Source organism: Micromonospora zingiberis, assembly GCF_004331455.1.
Classification (GTDB): domain Bacteria; phylum Actinomycetota; class Actinomycetes; order Mycobacteriales; family Micromonosporaceae; genus Micromonospora; species Micromonospora zingiberis.
Genome location: NZ_SJJR01000005.1, coordinates 269522 through 290336, shown reverse-complemented (window position 1 = coordinate 290336; position 20815 = coordinate 269522). Strand labels below are relative to the sequence as shown.

At 71.7% G+C, this 20815-nt stretch carries 14 protein-coding genes; 5 read left to right on the top strand and 9 right to left on the bottom strand.

Translation table 11 applies throughout. From position 1 onward, the window contains the following. Positions 1-662 precede the first annotated feature (662 nt). Positions 663-2765: an excinuclease ABC subunit UvrC gene (uvrC, locus tag E0H26_RS10710; RefSeq protein ID WP_131303423.1), complete on the bottom strand. Its 2103-nt coding sequence runs from the start codon at positions 2763-2765 to the stop codon at positions 663-665. A gap of 195 nt (positions 2766-2960) precedes the next feature. Between uvrC and E0H26_RS10705 the strand changes: the two genes are divergently transcribed. Beyond that, on the top strand, positions 2961-6224 hold the full coding sequence (locus E0H26_RS10705) for a penicillin acylase family protein (RefSeq protein ID WP_131303422.1): 3264 nt from the start codon (positions 2961-2963) through the stop codon (positions 6222-6224). Positions 6225-6288: 64 nt separating this feature from the next. Here the strand turns inward: E0H26_RS10705 and E0H26_RS10700 are convergent, their stop codons facing one another. The 3 genes from E0H26_RS10700 to rsgA all read right to left on the bottom strand — a co-directional run bounded on the left by E0H26_RS10700 (position 6289) and on the right by rsgA (position 11530). Continuing rightward, entirely contained in the window at positions 6289-6768 is a 480-nt protein-coding gene (locus tag E0H26_RS10700; protein ID WP_131303421.1) for a Rieske (2Fe-2S) protein, read from the bottom strand. Between the two features lie 250 nt (positions 6769-7018). Beyond that, positions 7019-9958 (bottom strand): excinuclease ABC subunit UvrA, encoded by a 2940-nt coding sequence (gene uvrA / locus E0H26_RS10695; protein ID WP_131303420.1) that lies wholly within the window; start codon positions 9956-9958, stop codon positions 7019-7021. Between the two features lie 534 nt (positions 9959-10492). After that, complete coding sequence (gene rsgA / locus E0H26_RS10690; protein WP_131303419.1) at positions 10493-11530, bottom strand: ribosome small subunit-dependent GTPase A; 1038 nt, start codon at positions 11528-11530, stop codon at positions 10493-10495. A 169-nt stretch (positions 11531-11699) separates the two neighbouring features. Here rsgA and E0H26_RS10685 point away from each other — a divergent pair, with 169 nt between their 5' ends. Next, entirely contained in the window at positions 11700-12416 is a 717-nt protein-coding gene (locus tag E0H26_RS10685) for a maleylpyruvate isomerase family mycothiol-dependent enzyme (protein WP_131303418.1), read from the top strand. A gap of 6 nt (positions 12417-12422) precedes the next feature. After that, complete coding sequence (locus E0H26_RS10680; protein WP_131303417.1) at positions 12423-13076, top strand: MBL fold metallo-hydrolase; 654 nt, start codon at positions 12423-12425, stop codon at positions 13074-13076. A gap of 19 nt (positions 13077-13095) precedes the next feature. Here E0H26_RS10680 and E0H26_RS10675 read toward each other — a convergent pair whose 3' ends face one another. Further along, a complete protein-coding gene (locus E0H26_RS10675) occupies positions 13096-13704 on the bottom strand; it encodes a DedA family protein (protein WP_131303416.1) in 609 nt (202 codons plus the stop codon). Positions 13705-13983: 279 nt separating this feature from the next. Here E0H26_RS10675 and E0H26_RS10670 point away from each other — a divergent pair, with 279 nt between their 5' ends. Then, positions 13984-14187 carry a cold-shock protein gene (locus E0H26_RS10670; RefSeq protein WP_131303415.1) on the top strand — a complete coding sequence of 68 codons (204 nt, stop codon included), beginning with the start codon at positions 13984-13986 and terminating at the stop codon, positions 14185-14187. Positions 14188-14253: 66 nt separating this feature from the next. On the opposite strand, the gene E0H26_RS10665 is transcribed toward E0H26_RS10670, so the two are convergent. The 3 genes from E0H26_RS10665 to E0H26_RS10655 all read right to left on the bottom strand — a co-directional run bounded on the left by E0H26_RS10665 (position 14254) and on the right by E0H26_RS10655 (position 17616). Next, positions 14254-15150 (bottom strand): hypothetical protein, encoded by an 897-nt coding sequence (locus E0H26_RS10665; RefSeq protein ID WP_131303414.1) that lies wholly within the window; start codon positions 15148-15150, stop codon positions 14254-14256. Between the two features lie 162 nt (positions 15151-15312). After that, the gene (locus tag E0H26_RS10660; protein ID WP_131303413.1) at positions 15313-17091 is read right to left on the bottom strand and encodes a CocE/NonD family hydrolase; all 1779 of its coding nucleotides are present in this window, start codon (positions 17089-17091) and stop codon (positions 15313-15315) included. Positions 17092-17097: 6 nt separating this feature from the next. Beyond that, positions 17098-17616, bottom strand: coding sequence for a MarR family winged helix-turn-helix transcriptional regulator (locus E0H26_RS10655; RefSeq protein ID WP_131303412.1), 519 nt, complete (start codon positions 17614-17616; stop codon positions 17098-17100). Between the two features lie 180 nt (positions 17617-17796). Here E0H26_RS10655 and E0H26_RS10650 point away from each other — a divergent pair, with 180 nt between their 5' ends. Continuing rightward, positions 17797-19884 (top strand): MMPL family transporter, encoded by a 2088-nt coding sequence (locus E0H26_RS10650; RefSeq protein WP_131303411.1) that lies wholly within the window; start codon positions 17797-17799, stop codon positions 19882-19884. On the opposite strand, the gene E0H26_RS10645 is transcribed toward E0H26_RS10650, so the two are convergent. After that, positions 19878-20777, bottom strand: a complete 900-nt coding sequence (locus E0H26_RS10645) for a lytic transglycosylase domain-containing protein (RefSeq protein ID WP_131303410.1) — start codon at positions 20775-20777, stop codon at positions 19878-19880. The genes E0H26_RS10650 and E0H26_RS10645 overlap by 7 nt on opposite strands. Positions 20778-20815: the final 38 nt, after the last annotated feature.

Sequence of the window (20815 nt, the reverse complement as noted above, 5' to 3'; positions counted from 1 at the left end):
TACACATGAGAGCCCTGTCGAGCTGAACCGCCCACGCTGTCAAAGATGCGGCTGCCCTCCCAGGTTGCAGGCGAGGCCCTGTCTGTCGAGCTGAGCCGCCTGCGCTATCGGAAACGGGTGGTTCGTTGCTGCTGTCAGCTCGACAGGGATGGCGAGCGACACCAACCCGGCTGATTCGTAGCCGCTATCAGCTCGACAGGGGTGGCAACTGACAACGACACGGCCGGCAACAACGCCCACGGCGACCGACACCGCCGCCCGGTGCGCCACCCGGTGCAGCCACCCTGTGTGCCACACCAGATGCGTCGCCTTCGCCGCCGCTGCCACGGTTGCGGGTCCACGCGCAGCCAGCGACAGGGCTCGCGGCCTACGACCTACGAACCCCGAACCGCGAACCGCGAACCGCGACCCGCGAACCGCGAACCGCGAACCGCGACCCGCGAACCGCGAACCGCGAACCGCGACCCGCGAACCGCGACCTACGAACCGCGACCCGCGCGACGATACGGCCCGCAACTAACAGCGGCAGCGGCGGCCGGATCTGCGTCGGGACGACCGGCGGCGCACACCGGAGCCGGACGGTCAGGCAGCCACGACCGATGGCCGGCGAGCCGCAGCCGGTCGAACGGCCTGTGGGCTGGCCAGAGGCGAACGAGTGGCGGTCAGTCGGTGGATGCCTGGTCGACGGGGGCACCGAGCGCGGTCAGGATCGCCTCGGCGGTACGGCGGCCGACGCCGGGAACCTCGGTGATCTCGTCGACGGTGGCGGCCGAGAGGCGCTTGAGCGAGCCGAAGTGGCGTAGCAGGGCCTTGCGGCGTACCTCGCCGAGGCCGGGGACGCTGTCCAGTGCGGAGGTGGTCATCCGCTTCGAACGGCGCTGCCGGTGGAAGGTGATGGCGAAGCGGTGCGCCTCGTCGCGTACCCGTTGCAGCAGGTAGAGCCCTTCCGAGGCGCGGGGCAGGATGATCGGGAAGTCGTCGTCGGGCAGCCACACCTCCTCCAGCCGCTTGGCCAGGCCGCACAGCGCCACGTCGTCGATGCCCAACTCGGCGAGGGCCTGCGCGGCGGCGGCCACCTGCGGCGCCCCGCCGTCGACCACCACCAGCTGTGGGGGGTACGCGAACTTACGGGGGCGCCCGGTGGTCGGGTCGACCAGCGCACCCACCCTCGGCTCGTCCCCGCCCGCCAGGCCGTCCCCGCCCGCCAGGCCGTCCCCGCCCGCCAGGCCGTCCCCGCCCGCCAGGCCGTGCCCGGCGTTTCCGCCCGACTGGTGGTCGCCGGTTGCGGCGGGCTCGGCGGCCGGCGTGGCGGGGTCGACCGGGGCGGCCAGGTCGACTGCCGACTCGACGCCGGCCTCTCCGGTCTCGGCGCGGGAGTCGAGGTAGCGGGCGAAGCGGCGGCGCAGCACCTCGGACATCGCCGAGAGGTCGTCGGTGGCGCCCCGGATGATGAACCGGCGGTATTCGCTCTTGCGGGGCAGCCCGTCCTCGAAGACGACCATGCTGGCCACCACGTCGGTGCCCTGGATCTGGGAGATGTCGAAGCACTCGATGCGCAGCGGCGCGGTGCGCATGCCGAGCGCCTCGCTGATCTCGTCGAGGGCCTTGCTCCGGGTGGTCAGGTCACCGGCTCGCTTGAGTTTGTGCCGGGCGAGGGCGTCCTTGGCGTTGCGTTCGACCGTCTCCAGCAGGGTCCGCTTGTCGCCGCGCTGCGGCACCCGCAGGCTGACCCGGCTGCCCCGGTGGGTGGCCAACCAGTCGGCCAGCGCGTCGGCGTCCGTGGGCAACTCGGGCACCAGCAGCTCACGCGGCACGTCGGCCTCGCCGTGCTCGCCGCCGTAGACCTGGGTGCAGAAGTGGTGCACCAGGTCGCCGGTGGTGAGGTCCTCGGTCTTCTCCACCACCCAGCCGCGCTGGCCACGGATCCGGCCGCCCCGGACGTGGAAGACCTGCACTGCGGCTTCCAGCGGATCGTCGGCGAAGGCGACCACGTCGGCGTCGGTCCCGTCACCGAGCACCACGGTCTGCTTCTCCATCGCCCGGCGCAGCGCGGCGACGTCGTCGCGCAGCCGGGCCGCCCGTTCGAACTCCAGCTCCGCGCTGGCCTCGGTCATCTCGCGTTCCAGCTTGCGGACCATGGTGTCGGTGCGCCCGGCCATGAAGTCGCAGAACTCGTCGACGATCTCCCGGTGCCGCTCGGCCGAGACGCTGCCGACGCAGGGCGCGGAGCACTTGCCGATGTAGCCGAGCAGGCAGGGCCGGCCGACCTGGCCGGCCCGCTTGAACACCCCGGCGGAGCAGGTCCGCGCCGGGAAGACCCGCAGCAGCAGGTCGAGCGTCTCGCGGATCGCCCAGGCGTGCGAGTACGGCCCGAAGTAGCGCACCCCCTTGCGCTTGGCGCCGCGCATCACCTGTAGCCGGGGATATTCCTCGTCGAGGGTGACGGCCAGGTAGGGGTACGACTTGTCGTCTCGGTAGCGGACGTTGAACCGTGGGTCGTACTGCTTGATCCAGGTGTATTCGAGCTGGAGCGCCTCGACCTCGGTGCCGACGGTGACCCAGTCGACCGCCTCGGCGGTGGTGACCATCTGCCGGGTCCGGTCGTGCAGCCCGAGCAGGTCGGCGAAGTAGGAGTTGAGGCGGCTGCGCAGGTTCTTCGCCTTGCCGACGTAGATCACCCGACCGGTGCCGTCGCGGAACCGGTAGACCCCCGGAGACTCCGGGATGGTGCCGGGGGCGGGGCGGTAGGTCGACGGATCAGCCACACACCGAGATTAGTCCCCACCCCTGACAGCCCGAATCATCCCTCGATGCCGGTATCCGCCTGGACCGGGGCCGACCCGCCCGACCCTCCTGATTGACGCCTTCCAATCTCAGCCGCCGCGACCTACCATCCAGTAACCGAATGTTCTTCACGTAGTGATCCCGCCCGATGGTCCCCCCGTCCACAGAGGATCCCCATGCCTGATCACACCGCCACCCGCCGGCTGCTCGCCGGTGCGACCGGCGCCATCGCCGTCGCCGCCCTCCTCGTCGCCGTACCGACCACCGCCACCGCCACCACCCCGCTCGCCGCGCCGGCTGGCGCCGACACCCTCGCGGTGAACGTCGCCAGCGCCTTCGCCGGCAACGACTACTGCCTCGGCGAGTGCTCCGAGATCCTGCCGCCCGGCCAGAACGGCAACGCCACCCTGGTCGAGATCCTCGGCAACCAGGCCTTCGGCACGCTGCCGCGGCACTCCGCCGACCAACTCGACAAGTACGCCAACCTCGTCTACGGCTACGCCGGGCTGCGCGAGGAACAGATCGGCGAGTTCTTCCACGACGCCGCCTTCGGCGTCGCCCCCAACCAGGTCGAACGCGACTACTCGCCGCGCTCGGACGTACGGATCGTGCGGGATGCCACCACCGGCGTCCCGCACATCACCGGCACCACCCGGGCCGGCACCATGTACGGCGCGGGATACGCCGGAGCCGAGGACCGGCTGTTCACCATGGACCTGCTACGCCACGTCGGCCGGGGCACCCTGACCTCGTTCGCCGGTGGCGCCCCCGGCAACCGGGACCTGGAACAGAGCGTCTGGCGTACCTCCCCCTACACGGAGGCCGACCTGGCGGCACAGGTGGCGGCGCTGCGGCAGAAGGGCGGCGCCCGTGGCGAACAGCTCTACGCCGACGTGCAGGACTACATCGCCGGAGTCAACGCCTACATCCGCACCTGCATGTCCGGCCGCAACTGCCCCGGTGAGTACGTGCTGACCGGCCACCTCGACGCGATCACCAACGCCGGTGGGCCGAAGCCGTTCACGATGACCGACCTGATCGCCATCGCCGGCGTGGTCGGCGGCCTGTTCGGCGGCGGTGGCGGCACCGAGATGCAGTCCGCGCTGGTCCGCATCGCCGCCCGCGCCAAGTACGGACCGGTCGAGGGCGACCGGGTGTGGAACGGCTTCCGGGGGCAGCACGACCCGGAGACCGTGCTGACCCTGCACGACGGGCAGAGCTTCCCGTACGGCGACGCCTCCCCCGACGCCCCCAGCGTGGTGCTGCCCGACGCGGGCTCGGCCCGGGTCGAGCCGATCGTCACCGATGCCACCGGCTCCGCCACCACCGCCGGCTCCACCAGCGCCTCGGAGCTGGCCGCCGCGCTCTCCGGGCTGACCATCACCCCGGCCAACCGGGGCATGTCCAACGCGGCGGTGATCTCCGCCGAGCACTCCGCGACCGGCCATCCGATCGCCGTGTTCGGGCCACAGACCGGCTACTTCTCCCCCCAACTGCTGATGGTCCAGGAGTTGCAGGGCCCCGGCATCAGCGCCCGGGGTGCCGCCTTCGCCGGGCTCAACCTCTACGTGCTGCTCGGCCGGGGCCAGGACTACGCCTGGAGCGCCACCTCGTCCGTCCACGACATCACCGACACGTACGCGGTGCCGCTGTGCGTACCCGGCGGTGGCACGCCGACGCTGGCCAGCAACCACTACGTGTTCCGGGGCCAGTGCCTGGCGATGGAGGAGCTGTCCCACGTCAACCGGTGGAACCCGACCGTCGCCGACAGCACCCCGGCCGGGTCGTACAAGCTGGTCGCCTGGCGGACGAAGCTGGGCCTGGTGGCCTGGCGCGGCACCGTCGGCGGCGCCCCGCACGCCTTCACCCAGCTGCGCTCCACCTACGGGCGGGAGGCCGACTCGGCGATCGGTTTCCAGATGTTCAACGACCCGACCCAGATGGGCACCGCCGAGGCGTTCCTGAACTCGGCGCACAACGTCGAGTACGCCTTCAACTGGTTCTACGTGAACTCGACCCAGGCGGGGTACTTCAACTCCGGGCTCAACCCGGTACGCGCCGCCGGCAGCAACCCGAACCTGCCGATGCGCGCCGATCGGGCCTACGAGTGGCAGGACTTCGACCCGGACGCCCGCACCGCCCGGTACGCGCCGCGCTCCGCGCACCCTCAGTCGATCAACCAGGACTACTACATCAGCTGGAACAACAAGCAGGCCAAGGACTTCGGCGCCGCCGACGGCAACTTCAGCTTCGGCGCCGTACACCGGGGTGAGCTGCTGGACAAGCCGGTGCGGGCGGCCCTCGCGGCGGGCCGCACGTTCGACCGGGCCTCGCTGACCGAGCTGGTGCAGCGGGCCGGCCTGACCGACCTGCGCGGGGCCGAGGTGCTCGGCGAACTGATCCGGGTGCTGGAGAGCCAGCCGGTCACCGACACCGCGCTGGCCGCCGAGATCAGCCGGTTGAAGGCCTGGCGGCAGGCCGGCGCCCTGCGGGTGGAGACCAGCAAGGGCAGCAAGGTGTACCAGCACGCCGAGGCGATCCGCACCCTCGACGCCTGGTGGCCGCTGCTGGTCCGGGGCATGTTCCGCGATCCGCTCGGCCCGGACCTGTACCAGTCCCTGGTCAACACGTTGCAGGTGAACGAGTCGCCATCGGGCCGGCAACAGGGCGACGTGTCGAACCTGCCGTCCTCGGCGAACAGCGCCCAGACCCACAAGGGCTCGGCGTTCCAGTACGGCTGGTGGGGCTACGTCGACAAGGACCTGCGGGCCGTCCTCGGCGACCCGGTGGCCGGCGGACTCGGGCGTACCTTCTGCGGCAACGGCAACCTCGCCTCGTGCCGGCAGATCCTGCTGGACACCCTGCGCACGGCGGCGGCCACCCCGGCCAGTACGACGTATCCGGGCGACGACACCTGCGCCGCCGGTGACCAGTGGTGCGCGGACGCGATCATCCAGTCCCCGCTGGGCGGCATCAAGCACGCCACCATCGCCTGGCAGAACCGCCCCACCTACCAGCAGGTGGTCTCGTTCCCCGCCCGACGTGGCGACGACCTGACCAACCTGGCCGTCGGGCGGCCGGTGACGGCGTCCAGCAGCCAACTCGGCAATGGTGCCGCCCGCGCCGTCGACGGGGACCTGGGCACCCGGTGGGCCAGTTCCTGGTCGGACAACCAGTGGATCCGGGTGGACCTGGGCAGCGTGCGGCAGGTCGGCCGGGTGGTGCTGGCCTGGGAGGCGGCGTACGCCCGGTCGTATCGGGTCGAGGTCTCCACCGACGGCACCACCTGGCGCCCGGTGTGGTCGACCACGGCGGGTGACGGCGGCACCGATGTGCTCGCCTTCGCCCCGCAGCAGGCCCGGTACGTGCGGATGTACGGCCTCACCCGAGGCAGTTCCTACGGCTTCTCCCTCTGGGAGCTGTCCGCGTACGCGCACTGAGGACGATCGGTCGTGGCCGGGGTGGTGCCCCGGCCACGACCATCGGCTGACCCGGCCGGGCGGCTCAGGCGAGGGAGATCTGGTCGCCCTCGACCTTGACGTTCTTGGGTGCGAGTGGCGCAGGGGACGGACCGGACTGCACCGAGCCGTCCTCGATGGAGAACCTGCTCTGGTGGCAGACACAGTTGATCGTGCCGCCCTCGATGGTCGACACGTTGCACCCCTGGTGCGGGCACTTCGGGTCGAAACCGCGGAACTCCCCCGCCGAGGGCTGGGTGATCACGATCCCCTGGGCGGCCAGGATGGCACCCCCGCCCAACGGAATGTCGGTGGTCCGGGCCAGGGACTGGCTGCCCTGCCGGTCGCCGCCACCGGCGTCGCCGGTGTTCGTCACCTGCGGACCGGGGCTGGTCGGCGCCGCGCCGTTGTCGTCTCCGCCACCACAGGCGGAGAGCACCACCGCCGCGCCGGCCGCTCCCGCACCGGCCAGCAACGTCCGCCGCGTCCGCACCGTACCCGCAGCCGCCACCTGGTCGTCAGTCATCGCGTACCCCTCCTCGGCTACCACCGTGCATGATCCGTGGCTACCTTTCCTCAACCCGGACCACTCTGCCTGGCGGTTCACCCGATCGACCACTCCCGCGCGTGACCGACCCCGCGCGGCGCCTCAGCCCGGGCCCGGCGACCGGCCCGGGCCGGTGCAGGCCGGGCCGGTGCAGGCCGGGCCGGTGCAGGCCGGGCCGGTGCAGGCCGGACCGGTGCAGGCCGGACCGGTGCAGGCCGGACCGGTGCGGTCAGCGGGCGGCGGCAGCCTTACGGCCGCCGCGCGACCTGCTTCCGTTGGCCTTGGCCGCCCGGGCGGTGGCCGCCGCCGCGCCCTTGGCCGCACCGTCGAGCTTGAGCACGGTACGCAGGAACTGCCCGGTGTGGCTCTCGACCACCTCGGCGACCTCTTCCGGGGTGCCGGTGGCGAGCACCGTCCCGCCCCGGTGACCGCCCTCCGGGCCCATGTCGATCAGCCAGTCGGCGCTCTTGATCACGTCGAGGTTGTGCTCGATGGTGATCACCGTGTTGCCCTTGTCGACCAGGCCCTCCAGCACCAGCAGCAGCTTGCGGATGTCCTCGAAGTGCAGGCCGGTGGTCGGCTCGTCGAGCACGTAGACCGTCCGGCCGGTGGAACGCTTCTGCAACTCGGAGGCGAGCTTGACCCGCTGCGCCTCACCGCCGGAGAGGGTCGGCGCCGGCTGGCCCAGCCGCACGTAGCCGAGGCCCACGTCGACGAGCGTCTTGAGGTGCCGGTGGATGGCCGGGATCGCGGAGAAGAACTCGGCCGCCTCCTCGATCGGCATCTCCAGCACGTCGGAGACGGTCTTGCCCTTGTAGTGCACCTCCAGGGTCTCCCGGTTGTACCGGGCGCCCTTGCAGACCTCGCAGGGGACGTACACGTCGGGCAGGAAGTTCATCTCGATCTTGATGGTGCCGTCGCCGGAGCACGCCTCGCAGCGGCCGCCCTTGACGTTGAACGAGAACCGGCCCGGGCCGTACCCGCGCACCTTGGCCTCGGTGGTCTCGGCGAACAGCTTGCGCACGTGGTCCCAGACGCCGGTGTAGGTGGCCGGGTTGGAGCGCGGCGTACGCCCGATCGGCGACTGGTCGACGCCGACGACCTTGTCCACGTTTTCCAGCCCGGAGACCCGGGTGTGCCGGCCGGGTACCAGCCGGGCGCCGTTGATCTGGTTGGCCAGCACGGCGTACAGAATGTCGTTGACCAGGGTCGACTTGCCGGACCCACTGACCCCGGTGACGGCGATCAGCTGGCCCAGCGGGAAGCTCACGGTCAGGTTGCGCAGGTTGTGCTCGCGGGCGCCGTGCACCACCAACTCGCGGTCCGGGGTCTGTGGGCGGCGACCCTTCGGTGTCGGGATCTCCCGACGGCCGGACAGGTACGCCCCGGTGACCGACTCCGGGTTCGCCAGCAACGCCGGCACCGAGCCGCTGTGCACGATCTGCCCGCCGTGCTCCCCCGCACCGGGGCCGATGTCGACGATCCAGTCGGCGGTGCGGATGGTGTCCTCGTCGTGTTCCACCACGATCAACGTGTTGCCCAGGCCGCGCAGCCGGACCAGGGTCTCGATCAGCCGGTGGTTGTCGCGCTGGTGCAGGCCGATGGAGGGCTCGTCCAGCACGTAGAGCACGCCGACCAGGCCCGAGCCGATCTGGGTGGCCAGCCGGATGCGCTGCGCCTCCCCGCCGGAGAGAGTGCCGGCCGGCCGGTCCAGGGAGAGGTAGTCCAGGCCGACGTCGAGCAGGAACCGCAGCCGGGCGTTGATCTCCTTGAGCACCCGCTCGGCGATCAGCTTCTGCCGGTCGGTCAACTCGATGCCGGCCAGCAGGTCGGCGCACTCACCCACCGACAGGTTGCAGACCTCGGCGATGCTGCGCCCGGCCAGCGTGACGGCGAGCACCTCGGGCTTGAGCCGGGCACCACCACAGGCCGCGCAGGGCACGTCGCGCATGTAGCCCTCGTACTTCTCCCGCGACCACTCGCTCTCGGTGTCGGAGTGCCGGCGCTCGATCCACTGCACCACGCCCTCGAAGCCGGTGTAGTACGAGCGCTCCCGGCCGTACTTGTTGCGGTAGCGCACGTGCACCTGGTCGCCGGAGCCATGCAGGATGGTCTTCTGCGCCCGGGACGGCAACGCCCGCCAGGGCGTGTCGATGTCGAAGTGCTCCGCCTCGCCGAGGGCCTCCAGCAGACGCAGGAAATACTCCAGGTTGTGCCCCGTCGACCAGGGCTGGAGGGCACCCTCACGCAGGGTTCGCTCCGGGTCGGGCACCACCAGCTCCGGATCGACCTCCTTCTTGGTGCCCAGGCCGGTGCACTCCGGGCAGGCACCGTACGGCGCGTTGAAGGAGAAGACCCGAGGCTCCAGATCCTCGATCGCCAGGGGGTGGTCGTTGGGGCAGGCCAGGTGCTCGGAGTAGCGGCGTTCCCGATCCGGGTCGTCCTCGGGCACGTCGACGAAGTCGAGCAGCACCAGGCCGCCGGAGAGCCCCAGCGCCGCCTCGACCGAGTCGGTCAGCCGCTGCTTGGCGCTCGGCTTGACGCTGAGCCGGTCGATCACCACCTCGATGGTGTGCTTCTCCTGCTTCTTCAGCTTCGGCGGGTCGGTGAGCTGGTGCACCACGCCGTCGACCCGGGCCCGCGCGTAACCCTTGGCCTGAAGCTCGGCGAACAGGTCGACGTACTCGCCCTTACGACCACGCACCACCGGCGCGAGCACCATGAACCGGGTGCCCTCGGCCATCGCCAGGACCCGGTCGACGATCTGCTGCGGGCTCTGCTTGGAGATCCGCTCGCCGCAGACCGGACAGTGCGGCTCGCCGACCCGGGCGAACAGCAGCCGCAGGTAGTCGTAGACCTCGGTGATGGTGCCGACGGTGGAACGTGGGTTGCGCGAGGTCGACTTCTGGTCGATCGACACCGCCGGGCTCAGCCCCTCGATGAAGTCGACATCGGGCTTGTCCATCTGGCCGAGGAACTGCCGGGCGTACGACGACAGCGACTCGACGTACCGGCGCTGCCCCTCGGCGAAGATCGTGTCGAAGGCCAGGCTCGACTTGCCCGACCCGGACAGCCCGGTGAACACGATCAGCGCGTCCCGGGGCAGGTCGAGGCTGACGTCACGCAGGTTGTGCTCGCGTGCGCCACGGATGATCAGACGGTCGGCCACGGTCCGTGTACTCCCGGGTGAGAATGACGAGGAGGATCTGTCCGCTTTTGAGGTGAACCCAGCGGTTGTGTCAGCGCGGAGAGTGCGCCCCGGCAACTGTAGACCCGACCCCCGACAAACTCCCCCACCACACATCCCACCCCACCCCCAACACCCCCACCCCTTGCCCCCTGCCCCCCGCACCCGCACCCGCACCCGCACCCGCACCCGCACCCGCACCCGCGATCTTGCACTTTTGGTCGGGACATAAGCAAATGAACGCGACATTCAGGCGACCAAAACTGCAAGATCGACGGCGAAGGCAAGGGCGGGCACGGGCGGAGCGCCAGCCCGGGCGGGCGCGGGCGGAGCGCTAGCGCGGGCGGGCACGGGCGAAGCGCCAGCGCGGGAGCGAGGGCAGAGCGGGAGCGAGGGCAGCGCGAAGGCGGGAGTGCGGGCAGAGCGGGTGCGCGGGCGCGGGCGGGAGCCGGGGCGGGGCGGAGGCGGACATGGGCAAAGCGGGCGGGAGCGGGGGCGGGGTGGTGATGGGTGGGGTCAGCGGGGGTGGGTGGAGCGGGGGCCCTTGGTCCGGATGGGGCGGGTGCTGTGGCGGTGGGATTCGTGGGCGATCTCGCGGTTCAGGCGACGCCAGCTTTCCCAGCGGCGGGGAGACAACTCGCCGGAGTCCAGCGCGGCCCGCACGCCACAGCCCGGCTCGGCCTCGTGCCGGCAGTCGCCGTACCGGCAGCCGGCGGCGAGGTCGGCGATGTCGCTGAAGGCCCGGTCGAGGCCGGACGCGCCGTCGAGCAGGCCGACCGCCCGTACGCCGGGGGTGTCCAGCACGGCACCGCCACCGGGCAGCGGCACCAGCGCCCGCCAGGTGGTGGTGTGTCGCCCCTTGCCGTCGACCCGCCGGATCGACTGGGTCGGCATGACCACCGCCCCGACCAGCGCGTTGACCAGACTCGACTTGCCGGCGCCGGAGGGGCCCAGCAGGCCGAGCGTCCGGCCCGGGGCCACCTCGGCGCGCAGCGGTTCCAGGCCGGTGCCCGTCTCGGCGCTGACCGGCAGCACCGGTACCCCGGGTGCGAGGGCCGCGAGTTGACGCGCCACCGCCGTCGGGTCGGGCGTCAGGTCGGTCTTGGTGAGGACGACCAGCGGCCGGGCGCCGGACTCGTGCACCAGTGAGAGCAACCGCTCGATGCGGGCGGCGTCCGGCTCGGGGTGCACCGGCTCCACCACGGCGGCGGTGTCCAGGTTGGCGGCCAACAGTTGACCGCTGGCGTCCTTGCCGGCGGTACGCCGGATCAGCGCGGTACGCCGGGGCAGCACCGCCTCCACGGTCACCCGCGCGTCGGGCCAGGTGCCGAGCAGCACCCAGTCACCCGCGCCGGGCAGCCGGGTGGCGTCGCCCGCGGCGGCGGCCAGCACGGCCCCGCCGCAGGAGGCCCGCACCGGTCCGTCCTCGGTGAGCACGGTGCAGACGCCACGGTCGACCCGGGCGACCCGGCCCGGACGGTGGTCGGTGTGGATACGACGGAGGTAAGCCGCCCGGTCGTCGTCCCAACCCAGGGCGGTCAGTGTGATGTTCAAGGCTCCTCGTTCAGGGTTGCTGCGGGTGATACAGACGTGCGGTGACCGGCATGACCACCACCCCCTCCGCTCCGGCGCCGCGAACCTCCCCAACGGTAGGAGGCGTTGGGCCTGCGCCGGAAGTGAATTCCCCGGCGACGCGGCCGGCACGGCCGGTTAGGGTCGATACGTGACCATGGACCCGCTGCTGCTGACCGGTGACGTGGACGACGCGACGGCTCGGCTGCTGCGTACGGCGGCCCGCTTCGACGCCGCCGACCTGGCCGCACCGTCGCTGCTGCCGGGGTGGACCCGCGGTCACGTGCTGGCCCATCTGGCCCGCAACGCCGACGGCTTCGGCAACCTGCTCACCTCGGCCCGTACCGGCGAACTGATCCCGATGTACGCCAGCGCCGAGGCGCGTACCGCCGACATCGAGGCCGGGGCACCCCGCCCGCCCGGCGATCAGCTTGCCGACCTGCGCCGCAGTGCCGACCGGTACGCCGAGGCGGTCGCGGCGATGCCGGTGTCGGCCTGGGCCGTCACCGTGCAGACCCGGCGCGGACCTTGGCCGGCCTCCCTGCTGGTCTGGGGTCGGCTACGCGAACTGGAGATCCATCACGTCGACCTGGCCGCCGGTTACCGGCCGCACGACTGGGCGCCGGACTTCGGTCACCGGCTGCTGCGCGAGGTGGCCACCGCCTTCGCCGGCCGCGACGACGCACCGGCGATGGTGCTGCGCTTCGACGGCAGCAGCCACGAACTCGTGATCGGCGACCGCGCGCAGGCGCCGGTCGTCGCCGGTCCGGCGGTCGAGCTGGCCGCCTGGCTGACCGGCCGCAGCCCCGGTGACACCCTGACCGTCACCCCTGACGGCCAGCTCCCCCGCCCACCCGAATGGATCTAGCCAGACATGACGTACGACGGAGAAGTCACTGCCGGCGGCCCTGCGGCGGTACGCGAACTCGACCGGCTGAGCATCACCAAGCTGTCGGTCGGGCCGATGGACAACAACGCGTACCTGCTGCGCTGCCGTAACACCGGCGAGCAGGTGCTGATCGACGCGGCCAACGAGGCACCGCGCCTGCTGGAGTTGGTCGGTGACGCCGGGTTGGCCGCGGTCGTCACCACCCACCGGCACATGGACCACTGGGTGGGGCTGGAGGAGGTGGTCGCCAAGACCGGCGCCCGCGTGCTGGTGCACGCCGACGACGCGGCCGGACTGCCGATCGAGGCGCAGCCCCTGGCCGACGGCGACAGCGTCGCGGTCGGCGACTGCGCCCTGGAGGTCATCCACATCAAGGGGCACACCCCGGGCTCGGTGGCACTGCTCTACCGCGACCCCGGCGGCATCCCGCACCTCTTCACCGGGGACAGTCTCTTTCCCGGTGGCGTCGGTAACACGGATCGGGACCCGGAGCGCTTCGCCGCGTTGATCGACGACGTGGAGCACAAGTTGTTCGACCGGTTGCCGGACGAGACCTGGTTCTACCCGGGGCACGGTCGGGACTCGACGCTCGGCGCGGAGCGTCCCCAGCTGGGCGAATGGCGGGCGCGCGGCTGGTGACCGGCACGGTGGTCGGGGGTCAGTTGGTGACCTTACGGAGCCGGCGACGCGTGCTGAGCAGCACCAGCGCCGCCAGTACGAGGCCCCCGGCCATGGTGATCAGCAGCGGGCTCGTCCCGGTTGGTAGCAGCCTGGCCAGTGACCGTGCCGCGGTGCCCACCGCCAGGTAGAGCCCGGCCCAGGCACCCGCGCCGAGCGCCGCGAAGCCGAGAAACCGCCGGTACGACATGCGCAGACCGCCCGCCGCCAGTGGCAGCAGCGCGTTGAACACCGGCAGGAAGGGCGCGACCAGCACCAGTCGTCCGCCGTCGCGGCGCAGGATCCGCTCGGCCGCCGCCCAGCGGGGCTCGCCGACCCAGTCACCGAAGCGGCTGCGGCGCAGCCGCTCGCCCCACCGTCGGCCGACGAGGAACGTCAGTGACCAGCCGGCCAGGCATCCGGCGACCACGGCGACGAAGGTCGCCAGGCCGGTGCTGGGTGTGCCGACCGCCACCGCGGCGAGCACCGCGACGTCACCGGGAACCAGGACGCCGAACAGTGGCACCGCGTCGAACAGCATGACCACCCCGAGCACGGCCATCAGCAGGGCGATGGGTAACTCTCCGACCTGGGCCAACTCCTCTGCCATGCTACGTACGCTATGGCCTGGGCCAGTGCCGCGAACATCGGGTTTCCACCCGACGTTGCCCTCGATCGTCTCCGGGTGATCCCTGACCCGGCCTCCGCCAGAGGTGGTAGGCCGCTGGTCGCCGGCGCCCGTCGGCCCGCCGGCCGGGCACTTCGATACACGCCCTCAGGCGCTTCGGCCGGCAAATGTGCTTTCTACCGGTTAATGTCGGGAAGGTATTCGGGCGATCACCGGCGTGCAGCCGGCGGTCGCCCGCGTGGAACAGGGAGAGAGAAACGCATGGCAACCGGCACCGTGAAGTGGTTCAACTCGGAAAAGGGCTTCGGTTTCATCGAGCAGGACGGCGGCGGCCCCGACGTTTTCGTCCATTACTCGGCGATCGCGAGCAGTGGCTACCGGGAGCTGACCGAGGGTCAGAAGGTCGAGTTCGACGTTACCCAGGGGCAGAAGGGTCCACAGGCGGACAACGTTCGTCCGCTGTGACCGGTGCCGGTGGCGGCGGCCGGCTCTCGGTCGCCGCCACCCGTAACCCGCGTTGTCGGGCCGCGGTCAGGCGGCCAGCCGCCGACCCAACTCCTGCACCACCTGCTGGGCCACCGTGGGTGGGATCGCGGCGGCTATCTCCTGCGGAGTGAGACCGGCGAGGACCCCGGTGACGATCGCCTGCTCGTCGGTGAAGTCACGGCTCATCAGCGAGTCCATCGTCGTCTGCAGTGCGGTCAGTTGCGCCCCGATGCTGCGCAACGTCGGATGCGACACCTGGAACTTCGGGTCGGTGTGGTCCTCCCCCATCGCCATCCGGGTGTACGTCTGCCCGATCGGGTTGCGCCCGTCCAGGACGGTCAGGTTGCGGTGGACGGTCTTGAGCCAGTTGTGCTCCTCGGGTGTCATGTCGTTCGCCTCCGGGTCCTGTTTGATGAGACCGATGCTGGTCAGGTAGCGGCGGAACAGTGGCGTCTGGTCGCGGTTGGCCTTGATCGAGTCGCGGAAGAAGCTGAAGTGGGTGTGCCACAGGTGGGAGCGGTCGCCGGTGCTGCGCCGGCCGAGCCGGTCCCAGCGGCGGACCACTCTGCCGTCCGGTGAGTAGATGATTTCCCGAAGGTCCCTGGTGTCCGGGGCATTGGCGGTGCACTGCGCCACACACCAGACGGAGAACGTCTGGAGGTTGTGGTTACGGCCGCCGACGGTGACCCGGAAGGTGCCCACGTCGAGCGCGGCGGCGTCGAGGGTCAGGCCGTTGCGGTCCCGGGGCGACTCGACCACCGAGTAGTCGTTGGGCACCACCCGGTCGGAACCACAGTGGTAGCCGCCGCGGTGGTTGGGATCGCCGACGATGCCGACCTCGTTGGGTTCGAGATCCTCGTCTCGTACCCGGTTCGGGTCGCGGTTGAGGTGTTCGAGCAGTAAACGTCGGACGGCCAGCAGGTTTTCCGGTGCCCGCGTCATGGGTCCCCCTTTGCGGTCTCGTCGGGAGCCGGGCACGACCGTGACACCGCGTCACGCGGCAGGGAGGCCTCACAGGCGGGCCCGACTATCAGCTGCACGGCGCCGGGCGTGCCCCAACCATAGCCGCCACACCGGCAAATGCCCAGCTCAGAGGGGATCTGTTCAGCTTGGAACAGGCTGAGAGACAGAATGGACGACCGGCAGGACCACTGCGGACGGACGCTCCGGGTCATGCACGATCTCCCGATAGCCACCACGCAGTGTGACCGCCGCGCCGAGCGCTTCGCCGGTACCGGGGTTGCGTGCGTACCGGGGATGGGCGCCGCCGGAGATCTGCAGCCGCAGCCGGTGCCCGGGGGCGAACCGGTGGGCGGTCGGCCACAACTGCACCGCGACCGCGACGGCGCCCGTGCCGTCGGCGGGGAAACGCTGCGGATCGAGCCGGACCAGCCCATCGCAGACGTTCCAGGACCGCCCCTGGCGGTCCACGTCGCACAGTCGCACGAAGACGTCGAGGTAGCTGAGTTCGCTGCGTACGTGGATCTCCGCGGACACCGGCCCGATCACCTCCAACGGGCTGGTCAGCGACTCGCTGGTCCAGGTCAGTACGTCGGGTCGAGCCTCGACGGGCCGGTTGTCGAACGGCCCGGCCCGCTGGGCCACCAGCAGGGGGCCACCCAGCGACGGCGTCGGGTCCGCCGGGTCGTACCAGAAGCCGTCCGGCACCGACGGTACGGGCGCCGAGGTGCGCAGGGTCGCGCGTGGGTGCAGATACCAGCGGGTGGCCTGCGCGGGCGGCGGCCACTCCGGTAGATCACGCCAGCCGCCGCCGGAACCACCGACGTGCACCCGCACCGGCGCGTCCGCGCCCGCCTCCTTGCCACCAGCCGGCCTGCCACCGCCCGGAGCGCCACCAGTCGCGCCGCCACTGGACCGCGTGTCGTCGGGCCGCGCGCCGGCGGCCGGGTGCGCGGGGGTCGGCTGGTCGGTGCCGGCGACCGCAAGGTGCGTGCCGAGCCAGCCGAGCCCTTCGCGCAGCGCCGCGACGAACAGGCCGGGGCTGCCGTGCGTCCACGGTCCGATGACCAGTCGAGGACGAGCACCGCGGGCGTGCAGCGCCGCGTAGTCGCGCAGCTGTGCCGGCAGGAAGATGTCGTGCCAGCCGCTGACCATGGCCACCGGCGCCTCCACCAGGTGCAGCCGGTCGTCGAAGACCCGGGTACGCCAGTAGTCCGCCTGCGGCGTGTGGTGCCGCAGCCACTCCTGGAAGAACGGCACGGTGACCCCGGTGGCGACCCGGTCGGCCTCGACCAACGGCAGGTGGGACAACGCGGCGACCAGCCGGGGCTGCCCACGTTTGAGTTCCCACTGCCGGGCCAGCCACGGCACGGTCTGCGCCTGCAGCAACTCGACCCAGGTCAGGACCGTGTCCAGGGCGAACGACTCGCCGGCGTAGGTGGAGTCACGGGTGGTCGAGGCGGTGGCCACGGCGACCATCGCCCGCAGTTCCGCACCGGCGTCGGCGGCCAGGGCCCACTGCACGAAGCCCTGGTAGCTGGCGCCGAACATGCCGAACGCGCCGCACCACCACCGCTGCCGGCGCAGCCAGTCGAGGGTGTCCAGCCCGTCGTCACGCTCGTGCACGAACGGATCGAACGTCCCGCCGGAGCCGCCGGTCCCCCGGCAGGACTGGATGACCACATGGAATCCCTGCTCGGCGGCGACCCGGCAGAGCAGCCGCATCGGCCCACCCCGGCCGTACGGGGTGCGGATCAGCACGGTGGGCGCGTCCGCGAGATCGGGGGCGTAGTGGTCGGTACGCAGGATCACCCCGTCCCGGGCCCGGACGGCGACGTCCCGGGTGACGGTGATCCTCCGGGTACGCGCCCGGGGCAGCCGCAGCGCGGCCACGGCGAGTCGGGACGCCAGCCGGTCCAGCACCGGCGCTCAACCCGCCTCGGGCCGTGGTGGCGGCGCGGCCGGGGTGGCGCGGATGGCGTCGCGGTGTTCCCGCAGGGAGACCCCCATCGCGGTGAGGAACCGGTACACCACCTCCAGTTCCTCGTCCGGGAAGTCGGCCATCACCCGGTCGGTGCGCTCACCGAGCGGGCGGAAGAAGTCCATGGCCACGGTCGCGCCCTGCTCCGCGTAGTGCAGCAGGATCTTGCGGCGATCCGTGGTGTCCCGGTCGCGCCGGATGTGCCCGGCCCGTTCCAGCCGGTCGATCAGCGCGGTCACCGAGCCGGAGGAGAGGTCCAGGTGCTCGGCGAGCCGTCCGGGTGTGATCGGCTCGCCGAGGAGTTCGGCGTCCATCACGGCGATCAACGCCTGGAGGTCGGTGGCGCCCAGCCCGTGCTGGCCGGCGAAGGCGTGCCCGACGTGCTGCGCGTCCACGCAGTAGCGCCGCAGCTCGGCGGTGATCTCCGCGACCAACAATTCCCGCCGGGTGTCACGCCGCCGGTACATCCCGTGACCTGCCACGTCCCGCCGCTTCCTCCCGAGGTCTGTCGGATTCGCAGCATAGCGGAGGCTTCGACATCATCTCGACAGTCGAGATTCTCGGCAGCCGAGAGCTGTTGCGACATCTCTCTTGATAGGCGAAACTCTCGACAATCGAACTATCGTCGAACGACCGGAGCGCCGAGCATGTCCCTGTTCACCCGCGTCGCCCGCAGCCGCCGGGCCGCGTGGCTCACCGTCGCCGTGGCCGTCGTCGCCGGTGCGGCCCTCTTCGGGCTGCCCATCCCGGACAACCCGGCACCCGTCTCCGCCACCGGGCTGTCCACCGACTGGCAGTCCACCCAGGTGCAGCGCCTCCAGCAGGAGTTGCCCGGCAGCGACGTCCAGCCGGCCGTCGTGGTGGTCAGCCGCGACGACGGTGCCCCGCTCGGCGACGCCGACCGTGACGCGGTCACCGCCGGCACCGCCGGCCTGGGCCAGCTCGCCGTCGGCGGTCAGGTCGCCCCGCCACAGCTGTCGCCCGACGGCACGGTGGCCCTGGTCGCCGTGCCGCTGGACAGCACCGGCGGCCAGGAGGCCGTCGCCGAGCGGGTGGCCCAGCTACGCGACGCGCTCACCGGATTCCCCGGGGACCTGACCGTCGAGGTGACCGGCCCGCCCGCCTTCACCGCCGACCTGACCAAGGTCTTCGAGGGCGCCGACGTGACCCTGCTCGCCTTCACCGCCGCCGTCGTCGCCGTGCTGCTGCTGATCACCTACCGCAGTCCGGTGCTGTGGATGGTGCCCCTGGTCATCGTGGCCGCCACCGAACAACTCACCCTGCGCGTGCTCGACACGATCATCCCGGCGGTCGGCATCAACTTCGCCGGGGGCGCCGTCACCGGCATCGCCAGCGTCCTCGTCTTCGGCGCCGCCACCAACTACGCGCTGCTGCTGATCGCCCGTTACCGGGAGGAACTGCGCCGCGAGGAGGACCGCTTCGCGGCGATGCGGGCCGCCCTGCGGCGTACCGCCGAGCCGATCCTGGCCAGCGGCGGCACCGTCATGCTCGGCGTACTCACCCTGCTGCTGAGCCAGCAGGAACTCAACCGGGCCCTCGCCGTGGCCTGCGCCACCGGCATCCTGCTCGCCATGGCCTCGGCCCTGATCGTGCTGCCCGCCGCGCTGGTACTGCTCGGGCGCGGCCTGTTCTGGCCGTTCGTACCGAAGGTCGGCAGCGCCGCCCGCGAGGGCCGGATCTGGGGCCGGCTCGGTGCCGCCGTGATCCGCCGCCCGGTACCCGTCGCGGCGCTGGCCACCCTGCTGCTCGCCGGGCTCGCCCTCGGCGGCCTGGGCATCCGCACCGGCCTGTCGGAGACCGAGCAGTTCCGGGTGCAGCCGGAGGCCGTGGCCGGGGCGCAGACCCTCGCCCGCGCCTTCCCGGCCGGCACCACCCAGCCGCTCGCGGTGATGACCAACCCCGACGCCGTACCGGCGGTCACCGCAGCCGCCGCCGCGGTGCCCGGAGTCGCCTCCGCCCGGCCCGGGACCGCCGGGCCCGGTGTGGCCCAGGTCGACGTGATCCTCGACGCCGAGCCGGGCACCGCCGCCGCGGACCGGGCCGTGGCGGAGTTGCGGGCCGCCGTCGCCGCCGTCGACGGCTCCGCCCCGCCCGCCGTGGCCGGGGTCGGTGAGCTGTCCGGCGCCGTCGTGGGCGGCACCGTCGCCGGGCGGTACGACTCAGCCACCGCCGACGCCCAGGACCTGCGTCTCATCCTGCCGCTCATCCTGCTGCTCGTCGGCGCCGTGCTGGTCCTGCTGCTGCGCGGGCTACTCGCCCCGGTGCTGCTGGTCGCCACCGTCGTCGCCTCGTACTTCGCCAGCCTCGGCGGGGCGTGGCTGCTCTTCGAGCACGTGCTCGGTTTCCCGGCACTGGACAGCGGCGTACCGCTGCTCGCCTTCGTCTTCCTCGTCGCGCTCGGCGTCGACTACAACATCTTCCTGGTCACCCGGGCCCGCGAGGACGCCCGCACCGCCGGCACCCGCGACGGCATGCTCTCCGCGCTGCGGGTCACCGGCGGGGTGATCACCAGCGCCGGCATCCTGCTCGCGGCGGTCTTCGCCGTCCTCGGTGTGCTGCCACTGATCACGCTGACCCAGATCGGGATCATCGTCTGCCTCGGTGTCCTGCTGGACACCCTGCTGGTCCGTACGGTCGTCGTCCCGGCCCTGGCGTTCCTGCTCGGCGAGCGGTTCTGGTGGCCCGGTCGGATCGTCCCCGAGCGGGTTCAGTAGCCCAGGCAGACGCACTCCGTCATCAACGCGCGGACATTGCGGACGTAGCTCGGGTTGGGGATGGTCAGCGGCTCCCCCTCCCGAGCCACCGCGCCGTGGCCGTAGTTGTACGCGGCGATGACCGCGTTGAGCAGGCAGGAGTTGAGTTCGCTGGTGCACAGGCCGGCGTCGAGGCGGTAGTCGGCGTCGAAGTACATGTCGCCGATGTACTTCGTCAGCCAGGCCAGGTAGGTGCCGCCGAGGTAGGCGTTGTCCCGGTAGTCCCACACGTCGTAGTTCTGGCCGAACCGCTGGTTCATCCAGGTGGCGGTGTCCGGCATCACCTGCATCAGGCCGATGCCGCCGTCACAGGCGACGATGTTGGACTGCCAGCCGCTCTCCTGCCAGGCCGTCGCCTTGACCAGGTTCAGCGGGACACGGATGTCCGGCGCCGAGGTCGGCCAGTAGGTACGCCCCGCGGCGTCGGTCAACGCGGCCTTGGCCTGCGCCCGGCTCGCCTGGTCGCCCTTGTAGCTGGGTTGGCAACTGCTCGGTGCCGGCCTGGGTGGAGCCGGCGGCACCTTCGTCTCCGTCGGCGGCTTCGGCACCGATCGAGGCGCGGTGCTGGTGCGCTTGGGCTTGGGCTTCGGCGACGGCTTCGGCGAGGCAGCCGCGCTGGCACTGGCACTGACGCTGGTGCTGGGCTTGGGGGCGGCGCCCATCGACTCCACCGCCTTCGGCGTGGCGCTCGGCTCGTCGGCCCCGGCCGACTCGCTCGGCTCCAGTTCCTCAGGAAGCGCGACCGGAGCGGGCAGTTCGCGGGCCGGAGCGTCCACTCTGGCGCAGCCACCTCCGGCGGCCAGCAGCACACCCGCGACGAGTGCGACACCCAGCCGGCTGACGTTGCGTCCCATGTCGATCCCCCTTCGGCACTGACGAACGGCCGCACCCT